The sequence below is a fragment of the Citrobacter sp. wls826 genome (assembly GCF_005281245.1).
GTDB lineage: Bacteria > Pseudomonadota > Gammaproteobacteria > Enterobacterales > Enterobacteriaceae > Citrobacter > Citrobacter braakii.
On sequence record NZ_SZWS01000017.1, the window covers coordinates 17,637 to 28,867 of the forward strand.

The following is an 11,231-nucleotide window of genomic DNA, read 5'->3' on the forward strand; positions in this document are numbered from 1 at the left end:
ATGATTTTCACCCACGCCCCAGCCGGTCAGTAAAACTTCCTGACCTGCATGAAAACGGGGATCTTCGCTTGTGCGCACGGTACCGGCGAAATCGATACCAGGAATCATCGGAAAATTGCGAATGATTTTACCCTTGCCGGTGATAGCCAGGGCGTCTTTATAGTTCAGGCTTGACCAGTGGACATCCACCGTCACATCGCCTTCCGGTAGCTGATTTTCGTCGAGGGGTTGAACGGATGCGAGGGTTTTTCCGTCCTGCTGTTCTAAGATCAAAGCCTGCATAACCTGTCCTCAATTCGTATAGTGGATTGGAAAATTATTAATGAAGACTATACTCGCTAATCAAAACATGATGCCGATTCCGCGCAATAAATTGCCAGATATACCTAATTTGGTAGTATGCCCACACTGTTTGTATAAATGGACGGATTTTGCGTTCAGTTTTGCATTTTCGCGCCGCTTTATCACTTTCATGCCTGTTTCATAACTGTCGGAGTTAACACAAGGATGCGATTAACGACGAAATTTTCAGCTTTTGTGACGCTGCTTACAGGGTTAACGATCTTCGTAACTCTGATCGGCTGCTCGCTGAGTTTCTATAACGCGATTCAATATAAGTTCACCACCCGTGTTCAGGCGGTGGCGACGGCGATTGATACGCACCTTGTCTCCCGCGATGTCGTTGCGCTAACCCCGCAAATCGATGAACTGATGGTTTCGGTTGATATCGTGCGCGTCGAACTGCTACAGGGCGACCACGTGGTGTATGACCACTCCCGAACCAGCAGCTACCGCCCGGCGGGGACGAACAATCTGTATCGTGATGTCACCGTCCCGTTGGTCAAACACCCGGGCATGTCGCTGCGTCTGGTTTATCAGGATCCAATGGGCAACTATTTCCATTCGCTGATGACTACCGCGCCGCTCACGTTGGCGATTGCTTTCATTATACTGATGCTCTTTTTGTCTGTGCGCTGGCTTCAGCGTCAGCTTTCAGGTCAAGAGTTGCTGGAGATTCGTTCAACGCGCATTCTTAACGGCGAACGTGGACCGAACGTGCGGGGGACTGTTTATGAATGGCCTGCGCGTACCAGTAGCGCGCTCGATATGCTGCTGACCGAAATTCAAAGTGCCCGCGAGCAACGTAGCCGACTGGATACGCTGATTCGTTCCTATGTGGCGCAGGATACAAAAACCGGGCTAAGCAACCGCCTGTTCTTTGATAACCAACTGGCAACGCTGCTGGAAGATCAGGAAAAAGTGGGATCGCATGGCGTCGTGATGATGGTACGCCTGCCGGACTTTACGCTGCTGCGCGATAGCTGGGGAATTACCCTTGCTGAAGAACAAATTTCAACGCTAATCAATTTGTTGTCGACTTTTATGACGCGCTATCCGGGCGCGTTGCTGGCGCGCTACCACCGTAGCGATTTTGCCATCCTGTTGCCACACCGCACGCTGAAAGAGGCGGAAAGTATTGCCGGGCAATTATTAAAAGCGGTAGATGCGCTTCCGGCTAATAAAATGATCGACCGTGCCGATATGGTTCATATTGGCATTTGTGTTTGCCGCAGCGGTCAGTCGACGGAACAAGTGATGGATCACGCCGAAGCCGCCACGCGGAACTCGGTATTGCAGGGTGGGAACAGTTGGTCGGTCTATGATGACTCACTACCGGAAAAAGGTCGGGGTAACGTACGCTGGCGAACGCTGATCGAACAGATGCTCAGCCGGGGTGGACCAAGAATTTATCAAAAGCCTGCGGTAACCCGTGAAGGACGGGTGCACCACCGGGAGCTGATGTGCCGTATTTTTGATGGCAGCGAAGAGGTTATTTCGGCGGAATATATGCCGATGGTCCTGCAGTTTGGCCTGGCTGAAGAATATGACCGTCTGCAAATCAGCCGTCTGATCTTACTGTTGGGCTACTGGCCGCAGGAAAACCTGGCGATGCAGACAACGGTTGAATCGCTAATTCGCCCACGTTTTCAGCGCTGGCTACGTGATACGCTGATGCAGTGCGAAAAATCATTACGCAAACGCATAATTATTGAACTTGCTGAGGCAGATGTCTGTCAACATATCAGCCGGTTACAGCCCGTCATCAGATTGATGAATGCGCTGGGTGTGCGAATTGCCGTTACGCAGGCGGGTTTAACGCTGGTGAGCACCAGTTGGATCAAAGAGCTTAACGTTGAGTTATTGAAGCTGCATCCAAGCCTGGTGAGGAATATTGATAAGCGAACCGAAAACCAGCTCCTGGTGCAAAGCCTGGTGGAGGCTTGTTCTGGAACACCAACGCAGGTTTACGCCACGGGCGTTCGTTCGCGTAGCGAGTGGCATACGCTGACGGAACGCGGAGTTGCGGGTGGGCAAGGGGATTTTTTTGCCGCATCACAGCCACTTGACACTAACGTGAAAAAATATTCGCAAAGATACTCGGTTTAACCTGCCGTTTAATTCGTTTTCACGTAGAATAACGCGCGCTGTGCCTTCTGGGGGTGTGCTTGTCTGCTCGCCAGGTTGTAACAGCAAACATGCAGGTGAATGACCTTTGACAGGTTGCAAACAAAAGCGAGGAGTGCTGCTGATTTATTCAGCCCTGATGGACTCAGGCCGATTTTGTAACAAAGGAAACGAACTGCACTAATTTTCACCGTAGCAGATGATTTTTGCGCCTTGTCGCTGCTGCGTGTGGTTGGTAAAGTAAGCGGATTTTGTTTTCCGCCCCAGCTTTCAGGATTATCCCTTAGTATGTTGAAAAAATTTCGTGGCATGTTTTCCAATGACCTGTCCATTGACCTGGGTACCGCGAATACCCTTATTTATGTAAAAGGACAAGGCATCGTATTGAATGAGCCTTCTGTTGTGGCCATTCGTCAGGATCGTGCCGGCTCGCCAAAAAGCGTAGCCGCAGTGGGCCATGACGCGAAGCAGATGCTGGGTCGTACACCGGGCAATATCGCTGCCATTCGCCCAATGAAAGACGGCGTTATCGCTGACTTCTTCGTGACTGAAAAAATGCTCCAGCACTTTATCAAACAAGTGCACAGCAATAGCTTCATGCGCCCAAGCCCGCGCGTACTGGTATGTGTACCGGTTGGAGCAACTCAGGTTGAACGCCGCGCGATCCGTGAATCCGCTCAGGGCGCAGGCGCCCGTGAAGTATTCCTGATCGAAGAGCCGATGGCGGCTGCGATCGGGGCGGGTCTGCCAGTTTCTGAAGCAACCGGTTCTATGGTTGTGGATATCGGTGGTGGTACAACTGAAGTTGCCGTTATCTCCCTGAACGGCGTGGTTTACTCCTCTTCTGTACGTATTGGCGGCGACCGCTTCGACGAAGCCATCATTAATTATGTTCGTCGTAACTACGGTTCTCTGATCGGTGAAGCCACCGCAGAACGTATTAAACACGAAATCGGTTCCGCTTATCCGGGCGACGAAGTGCGCGAGATCGAAGTTCGCGGCCGTAACCTGGCAGAAGGTGTTCCACGCGGCTTTACCCTGAACTCCAACGAGATTCTTGAAGCCCTGCAGGAACCGCTGACCGGTATCGTGAGTGCGGTGATGGTTGCACTGGAACAGTGTCCGCCAGAACTGGCGTCTGACATCTCCGAACGCGGCATGGTACTGACCGGTGGCGGTGCTCTGCTGCGTAACCTTGACCGTCTGTTAATGGAAGAAACCGGTATTCCAGTTGTTGTTGCTGAAGATCCGCTGACCTGCGTGGCGCGCGGTGGCGGCAAGGCGCTGGAAATGATCGATATGCACGGCGGCGACCTGTTCAGCGAAGAGTAATCGGATGCAGGTAGGGTAGCCCGCGGGTTGCCCTTCCGCTCTGATACGAGAATACGCATAGACTATGAAGCCAATTTTTAGCCGTGGCCCGTCGCTACAGATTCGCCTTATTCTGGCGGTGCTGGTGGCGCTCGGCGTTATTATTGCCGACAGCCGCCTGGGTACGTTTAGCCAAATCCGAACGTACATGGATACCGCCGTCAGTCCTTTCTACTTTATCTCAAATGGTCCTCGTGAATTACTCGACGGCGTTTCGCAAACGCTGGCTTCGCGTGACCAACTCGAACTTGAAAATCGGGCGTTGCGTCAGGAACTGCTGCTGAAAAACAGCGAGCTGCTGATGCTGGGGCAATATAAACAGGAGAACGCGCGTTTGCGTGAGCTGCTGGGATCGCCGCTGCGTCAGGACGAACAAAAGATGGTGACGCAGGTCATCTCAACGGTTAATGACCCTTACAGCGATCAGGTGGTGATCGACAAAGGGAGCGTTAACGGGGTCTACGAAGGTCAGCCGGTTATTAGCGACAAAGGCGTTGTGGGTCAGGTCGTAGCGGTGGCTAAACTGACCAGCCGCGTGCTGCTGATTTGCGATGCGACGCATGCTCTGCCCATTCAGGTACTGCGTAACGATATCCGCGTGATCGCTGCCGGTAACGGCTGCACCGACGATCTTCAGCTCGAACACCTGCCGGCCAACACCGACATTCGCGTTGGCGATGTGCTGGTTACCTCGGGTCTGGGGGGGCGTTTCCCTGAAGGCTATCCGGTTGGTGTTGTTTCTTCCGTTAAGCTGGACACTCAGCGCGCTTATACCGTGATTCAGGCACGCCCGACCGCGGGTCTGCAGCGTCTGCGTTATCTGCTGCTGTTGTGGGGCGCCGATCGTAACGGCGCAAATCCGATGACGCCAGAGGAAGTGCACCGCGTTGCCAATGAACGTCTGATGCAAATGATGCCGCAAGTTCTGCCTGCACCAGATGCCATGGGGCCGCCTGCACCAGTGCCAGCTCCCGCAGCAGGCGTGACTCCAGCGCCTGCGGGTACCACGCCGCCACAACCTGCTCCGCGTAAGCCGGGAGGACAGTAAGTGGCAAGCTATCGTAGCCAGGGACGTTGGGTGATTTGGCTCTCGTTCCTTATTGCACTGTTGCTGCAAGTCATGCCCTGGCCGGACGATATTCTGGTTTTCCGGCCAAACTGGGTACTGCTCATCTTGTTGTACTGGATCCTGGCGCTGCCGCATCGCGTAAATGTGGGCACGGGGTTTGTGGTGGGTGCCATACTGGATCTCATCAGCGGCTCCACGCTTGGCGTGCGCGCATTGTCGATGAGTATCATTGCTTATCTGGTCGCGCTGAAATTCCAGCTATTCCGTAACCTCGCGCTCTGGCAACAGGCGCTGGTGGTCATGTTGTTATCACTGGTCGTGGATATTATTGTTTTCTGGGCCGAGTTTTTAGTGATCAATGTCTCTTTCAGACCCGAAGTGTTCTGGAGTAGTGTAGTGAATGGTGTGCTTTGGCCATGGCTATTCTTACTGATGCGTAAAGTCCGTCAGCAGTTTGCGGTGCAATAAGGTTGATATGAATACTCTGTATCTTGCTTCAGGTTCTCCACGTCGTCAGGAACTGCTCGCTCAGCTTGGTGTTACCTTTGAACGGCTAGTGCCTGGGATTGAAGAACAGCGACACCCGCAGGAGAGCGCGCAGCAGTATGTTTCGCGTCTGGCACGCGAAAAAGCGCAGGCTGGCGTGGCGCTGGCGCAGCGCGATTTGCCGGTATTGGGTGCGGATACCATTGTTATCCTTAATGGCGAAGTGCTGGAAAAACCACACGACGCCGCCCATGCCGCAGTAATGCTGCGCAAACTGTCGGGCAAAACGCATCAGGTCATAACCGCCGTGGCATTGGCCGACCGCCGGCACAGTCTGGACTGTCTGGTGGTGACGGAAGTGACGTTCAGAGCACTAACCGATGAGGACATCGCGGGCTATGTTGCCAGCGGTGAACCAATGGATAAAGCAGGTGCATACGGTATTCAAGGGTTGGGTGGCTGTTTTGTCAGGAAGATCAATGGCAGCTATCACGCCGTAGTCGGCTTACCGCTGGTAGAAACGTATGAGTTGCTGACCAATTTTAACGCACTGCGTGAGAAAAGGGATAAACATGACGGCTGAATTGTTGGTAAACGTAACGCCATCGGAAACTCGGGTGGCTTACATTGATGGCGGTATTCTGCAGGAAATTCATATTGAACGTGAGGCGCGACGCGGAATCGTAGGCAATATCTACAAAGGTCGTGTAAGTCGTGTACTTCCGGGTATGCAGGCGGCTTTTGTAGATATTGGACTGGATAAAGCCGCATTTCTTCATGCTTCAGACATCATGCCGCACACCGAATGCGTGGCGGGTGAAGAACAAAAGCAGTTCACCGTGCGCGACATTTCTGAACTGGTGCGCCAGGGCCAGGATCTGATGGTGCAGGTGGTAAAAGATCCGTTGGGTACTAAGGGCGCACGCCTGACGACGGACATCACGCTTCCTTCCCGTTACCTCGTCTTTATGCCGGGTGCTTCGCACGTTGGCGTTTCCCAACGTATCGAAAGCGAAACCGAACGCGAACGCCTGAAAAAAGTGGTGGCGGATTACTGCGATGAACAGGGCGGATTCATCATTCGCACAGCGGCGGAAGGCGTCTGCGAGGAGGATCTGGCCTCGGATGCTGCCTACCTGAAGCGCGTCTGGACTAAAGTTATGGAGCGTAAAAAGCGCCCACAAACGCGCTACCAGATGTACGGCGAACTGGCGCTGGCGCAGCGCGTGTTGCGTGATTTTGCCGATGCCCAGCTTGACCGGATCCGCGTTGACTCTCGTCTGACCTATGAAGCGTTGCTGGAGTTCACAGCGGAATATATCCCCGAGATGACCAGCAAGCTGGAACATTACAGCGGGCGCCAGCCCATTTTTGATCTCTTTGACGTTGAGAATGAAATCCAACGCGCGCTGGAACGCAAGGTTGAACTGAAATCCGGCGGCTATCTGATCATCGATCAAACTGAAGCAATGACCACCGTCGATATCAATACCGGAGCGTTTGTTGGGCATCGTAATCTCGACGACACTATCTTTAATACTAATATTGAAGCAACGCAGGCCATTGCTCGTCAGCTGCGTCTGCGTAACCTCGGCGGCATTATCATTATCGATTTTATCGACATGAATAATGAAGATCACCGTCGACGGGTGCTGCACTCTCTGGAACAGGCGCTGAGCAAGGATCGCGTAAAAACCAGCATCAACGGTTTTTCACAGCTGGGCCTGGTGGAGATGACGCGCAAACGCACGCGTGAAAGCGTGGAACATGTGCTGTGCAACGAGTGTCCGACCTGTCATGGGCGCGGTACGGTGAAAACCGTGGAAACTGTATGCTATGAAATCATGCGCGAAATCGTGCGGGTACACCATGCATATGACTCCGATCGTTTCCTGGTTTATGCATCTCCGGCAGTGGCTGAAACCCTGAAGGGGGAAGAGTCACATGCGTTGGCGGAAGTGGAAATCTTTGTCGGCAAACAGGTTAAAGTACAAGTCGAACCGCTGTATAACCAGGAGCAGTTCGACGTTGTCATGATGTAATCTGGCCTGGTAAACGCCCAATGGCGATACCTTGCAGGCCGGAGAAGGCGTTCACGCCGCCATCCGGTAAGACGGTTTTGTGAGTCACATTTTTTGGTAGACAAGGAGAGGCGCGTGAGGCGATTGCCGGGGATATTACTGCTCACTGGAGCCGCATTCGTTGTCATCGCAGCGCTGCTGGTCAGTGGGCTGCGCCTTGCGCTGCCTCATCTTGATAGCTGGCGTCCGGCCATCCTTGGCAAGATTGAATCCGCCACCGGTCTGCCTGTCTCCGCCAGCCAACTTTCCGCTAGCTGGCAAAATTTCGGGCCTACTCTTGAAGCGCGCGATATCCACGCGCAGCTTAAAGATGGCGGTGAATTTTCGGTAAAGCGCGTCACATTAGCGCTGGATGTCTGGCAAAGCCTGCTGCACATGCGCTGGCAGTTTCGCGATCTCACCTTCTGGCAGCTGCAGCTGCGTACCAATACCCCCATCCAGCGCAGCGAAAACGGTGATGGAATTGAAGCCGGCCACCTGAGCGATCTCTTCCTGCGTCAGTTTGATCATTTCGATCTACGCGACAGCCAGATTAGCTTTTTAACCCTCTCAGGCCAGCGTGCAAAACTGGCGATCCCACAGCTTACCTGGCTTAACGTTAAAAACCGGCATCGCGCTGAAGGCCAGGTCAGTCTCTCCAGTCTGACCGGGCAGCACGGTGTTATGCAGGTGCGAATGGATCTGCGTGACGACAACGGGCTGTTGAATAACGGTCGGGTCTGGCTGCAGGCCGACGATATCGACGTCAAGCCGTGGCTGGGTAAATGGATGCAGGATAATGTCGCGTTGCAAACCGCGCGTTTTAGCCTGGAAGCATGGATGACGATCAGAAAAGGTGTCGTTTCCGGCGGCGATGTCTGGCTGAAAAAAGGTGGGGCAAGTTGGCTGGGAGAGAGTCGTACGCACACGCTATCCGTCGATAACCTGACGGCGCACATCAGCCGCGAACAGTCGGGCTGGCAATTCTCCATTCCCGATACCCGTATCACGATGGATGATAAACCCTGGCCAAGCGGGGCGTTAACGCTGGCCTGGATCCCTGAACAGGAAGTCGGCGGCGAGAATAACAAACGCAGCGACGAGCTACGCATCCGCGCCAGCAACCTGGAGCTGGCCGGGTTAGAAGGGCTGCGTCCGATGGCGGCCAAGTTATCGCCTGCGCTGGGTGATATCTGGCGGGCCACGCAGCCAAGCGGCAAAATAGATGTGCTGGCGCTGGATATCCCGTTACAGGCAACAGAAAAAACCCGCTTCCAGTCCTCGTGGACCAATCTGGCCTGGAAACAGTGGAAGCTGCTGCCAGGGGCAGAACATTTCTCCGGTACGCTCGCGGGCAGCGTTGAAAACGGGGCGCTCACTGCTTCCATGAAGCAAGCTAAAATGCCGTATGAAACCGTCTTTCGCGCACCGCTGGAAATAGAGGATGGCGTAGCGACGCTAAGTTGGCTGAAGAATGATAAAGGTTTCCAGTTAGATGGGCGCAATATTGATGTTAAAGCGAAAGCGGTACGCGCACGCGGTGGTTTTCGCTATCTGCAGCCCGCCAATGATGAGCCATGGTTGGGCATTCTGGCAGGTATCAGCACCGACGATGGCTCTCAGGCCTGGCGTTACTTCCCGGAAAACCTGATGGGCAAAGAGCTGGTTGATTACCTCAGTGGCGCTATTCAGGGCGGCGAAGCGGATAACGCCACGTTGGTGTATGGCGGCGACCCGCATCTGTTCCCGTATCTACACAATGAAGGGCAGTTCCAGGTACTGGTGCCGCTTCGCAATGCGAAGTTTGCTTTCCAGCCCGACTGGCCCGCGCTGACTGACCTTAATATTGAACTGAACTTCATTAACGACGGTCTGTGGATGAAGACCGATAGCGTTAATCTGGGCGGCGTGAAGGCCAGTAATCTGACGGCTAACATCCCCGACTATGCCAAAGAAAAACTGCTGATTGATGCCGACATCAACGGGCCGGGCAAGGCGGTCGGACCTTATTTTGATGAGACGCCATTGAAGGATTCACTCGGCGCTACGCTTGAGCAGTTGCAGATTGACGGCGATGTGAATGCTCGCTTACATCTTGATATTCCGCTAGACGGCTCGCTGGTTACCGCCAAAGGTGACGTCAACCTGCATAATAACAGCCTGTTTATTAAACCGCTCGACAGCACGCTGAAGAATTTGAATGGTAAATTCAGCTTTATCAACGGTGATCTGAAGAGCGAGCCGATGACCGCGAACTGGTTTAATCAGCCGCTGAACGTCGACTTTTCCACGACCGAAGGGGCGAAAGCCTATCAGGTAGCCGTGAATCTGCAAGGTGACTGGCAGCCAAGCCGCATGGGGATTTTACCGGCGCAGGTCAACGACGCGTTGAACGGTAGCATAGCGTGGAATGGCAAGGTAGGAATCGATCTTCCGTATCATGCCGGGCCGACCTATAACGTTGAGTTAAAGGGCGACCTCAAGAATGTAAGTAGTCACTTACCTTCTCCGCTGAATAAGGCGGCCGGTGAGGCATTGCCGGTGAACGTTAAGGCCAACGGCAATCTGCGCAGCTTTGATCTGACCGGCAACGCTGGCAGTAAAAATCATTTTAATAGCCGCTGGCTGCTGAATCAGAAACTGACGCTTGACCGCGCAATCTGGGCGTCGGAAAGCCGCACCGTGCCAGCGTTACCCGATCAACAAGGCATAGAGCTTAATCTTCCCCCTATGGATGGCGCGCAATGGCTGGCGTTATTCCAGAAAGGCGCTGTGGATAACGTGGGCAGCAACGCTAACTTCCCGCAGCGCATCACGGTGCGTACGCCATCGTTATCCCTGGGCGGTCAACAGTGGAATAATTTGAGTATCGTTTCTGAGCCTGCGAGCAATGGCTCCACCGTGCAGGCGCAGGGCCGTGAAATTAACGCCACGCTGGCTATGCGCAATAATGCGCCGTGGCTGGCCAATATTAAGTATCTTTATTACAACCCAAGCGCGGCAAAACCGTCACAAAATAGTACGCCAGCCTCGCCGTTCTCAGCCATCGACAACGTCAGCTTCCGTGGCTGGCCGGACCTTCAGCTGCGCTGTGCCGAGTGCTGGATGTGGGGACAGAAATACGGGCGCATTGACGCCGATGTAGCGATTAAAGGCGACACGCTCACCTTGAGTAACGGTCTGTTGGATACGGGTTTTGCCAGACTGACCACCGACGGCGTGTGGGTGAATGCGCCGGGCAAGGAGCGAACGTCGCTGAAGGGTAAACTGAGCGGCAATAAAATTGACTCCGCAGCCGGTTTCTTTGGCGTATCAACGCCGATTCGCAATTCTTCATTCAACGTGGAGTATGATCTGCATTGGCGTAATCCGCCGTGGGATCCTGATGTAGCCTCGCTGAATGGTATTTTGCGTACCCGGCTGGGCAAAGGCGAACTTACCGAACTCAGTACCGGACATGCGGGGCAACTGTTACGTCTGCTAAGCTTCGATGCGTTACTGCGTAAACTGCGCTTTGATTTTAGCGACACCTTCAGCGAAGGCTTCTATTTCGACTCGATTCGCAGCACGGCGTGGATCAAAGATGGTGTGATGCATACCGACGACACGCTGGTGGACGGTCTGGAAGCCGATATTGCGATGAAAGGTTCAGTGAACCTGGTACGCCGGGATCTGGACATGGAAGCCATCGTTGCACCAGAAATATCTGCCACCGTAGGCGTTGCCGCCGCGTTTGCCGTCAACCCGATTGTTGGTGCGGCGGTGTTTGCCGCCAGTAA

General features: G+C 53.8%; 8 protein-coding genes. 7 read left to right on the forward strand and 1 reads right to left on the reverse strand.

Translation table 11 applies throughout. The annotated features are described in order from the left end of the window. Nucleotides 1-282: alcohol dehydrogenase catalytic domain-containing protein (locus FDW87_RS21570; protein WP_252362965.1), on the reverse strand; the 282-nt coding region annotated here is incomplete at its 3' end. 225 nt (nt 283-507) lie between these two features. Between FDW87_RS21570 and csrD the strand changes: the two genes are divergently transcribed. From csrD to yhdP, 7 genes are all read left to right on the forward strand, one after another. Then, on the forward strand, nt 508-2,448 hold the full coding sequence (gene csrD, locus FDW87_RS02670; protein WP_137379432.1) for an RNase E specificity factor CsrD: 1,941 nt from the start codon (nt 508-510) through the stop codon (nt 2,446-2,448). 306 nt (nt 2,449-2,754) lie between these two features. Continuing rightward, nucleotides 2,755-3,798 (forward strand): rod shape-determining protein MreB, encoded by a 1,044-nt coding sequence (gene mreB, locus FDW87_RS02675; protein ID WP_000913396.1) that lies wholly within the window; start codon nt 2,755-2,757, stop codon nt 3,796-3,798. Between the two features lie 64 nt (nt 3,799-3,862). Beyond that, nucleotides 3,863-4,885 (forward strand): rod shape-determining protein MreC, encoded by a 1,023-nt coding sequence (gene mreC / locus FDW87_RS02680; RefSeq protein ID WP_046275078.1) that lies wholly within the window; start codon nt 3,863-3,865, stop codon nt 4,883-4,885. Continuing rightward, complete coding sequence (gene mreD / locus FDW87_RS02685) at nt 4,886-5,374, forward strand: rod shape-determining protein MreD (RefSeq protein ID WP_003025196.1); 489 nt, start codon at nt 4,886-4,888, stop codon at nt 5,372-5,374. A 7-nt stretch (nt 5,375-5,381) separates the two neighbouring features. Then, complete coding sequence (locus FDW87_RS02690) at nt 5,382-5,975, forward strand: nucleoside triphosphate pyrophosphatase (RefSeq protein ID WP_049268915.1); 594 nt, start codon at nt 5,382-5,384, stop codon at nt 5,973-5,975. Next, nucleotides 5,965-7,434 carry a ribonuclease G gene (rng, locus tag FDW87_RS02695; protein ID WP_003828822.1) on the forward strand — a complete coding sequence of 490 codons (1,470 nt, stop codon included), beginning with the start codon at nt 5,965-5,967 and terminating at the stop codon, nt 7,432-7,434. Before FDW87_RS02690 ends, rng begins: the two co-directional genes overlap by 11 nt. A 114-nt stretch (nt 7,435-7,548) precedes the next feature. Next, nucleotides 7,549-11,231: AsmA2 domain-containing protein YhdP (yhdP, locus tag FDW87_RS02700; protein WP_252362966.1), on the forward strand; the 3,683-nt coding region annotated here is incomplete at its 3' end.